General features: G+C 61.5%; 1 pseudogene. It reads left to right on the forward strand.

Features of this window, described 5'->3' with window-relative positions:
• Positions 1 to 893 (forward strand): annotated as a pseudogene (locus QD357_RS32610) (lactate dehydrogenase); the annotation flags it as partial.

Consider the following 893-nt stretch of genomic DNA (forward strand, 5'->3'; position numbering starts at 1 on the left):
GCCCGGTGACGACATCCTGCTTTCCGTCATCACCGATGGGCGCCATGCCGCAATCGATCTCCGCCTGGTCGATGCGGACAATGACAACGAGCCGGACAACAAGCTCAACCTGCTCGTCCAGAATGCCTTCCGTATCTGGCAGGAGACCGCGCAAAGCACCTATCTCCGTCCGGACGGCAAGGCTTTCGATCTGCCGGGTGCGGCGCAAATGATCTTTTCCGATCTCGGCACCATCAATGTMGAGACGACCCGTGGCTTCTCGGCCTACCGCTGGATCAGGGACGAGCTGGTCAGGATGGGCGTTCCCGCTTCGGAAATCGCCTTCATGCAGGACTACAAGAAGACCGAGGCCAAGCAGCGGCTATTCGGCGACGTGCGCTCGGGCAAGGTCCGCTTTCTGATCGGCTCGTCGGAGACGATGGGAACGGGCGTGAATGTGCAGCTTCGCCTCAAGGCGTTGCACCATCTCGATGTCCCATKGTTGCCGTCAYAGATTGAACAGCGCGAGGGCCGGATCGTGCGGCAAGGCAATCAGCACGATGAAGTCGATATCTTCGCCTATGCCACGCAAGGCTYGCTCGATGCCAGCATGTGGCAGAACAACGAGCGCAAGGCCCGCTTCATTGCGGCAGCACTMTCCGGTGACACCTCGATCCGCCGGCTCGAGGATCTCGGCGAAGGGGCCGCCAATCAGTTTGCGATKGCTAAGGCCATTGCCTCCGGCKACGAGCGGTTAATGCGGAAGGCGGGTCTCGAGGCGGACATTGCCCGTCTTKAACGGCTGCGCGCCGCCCATGACGACGATCAGTATGCGGTGCGCCGGCAGATCCGTGACGCCGAACGCGATATAGAGATCTCGGAGCGGCGGGTTGCGGGGATCGGCAAGGACATCG

The organism is Rhizobium sp. BR 317, assembly GCF_047445835.1.
In the GTDB taxonomy this organism is placed as follows: domain Bacteria; phylum Pseudomonadota; class Alphaproteobacteria; order Rhizobiales; family Rhizobiaceae; genus Rhizobium; species Rhizobium paranaense.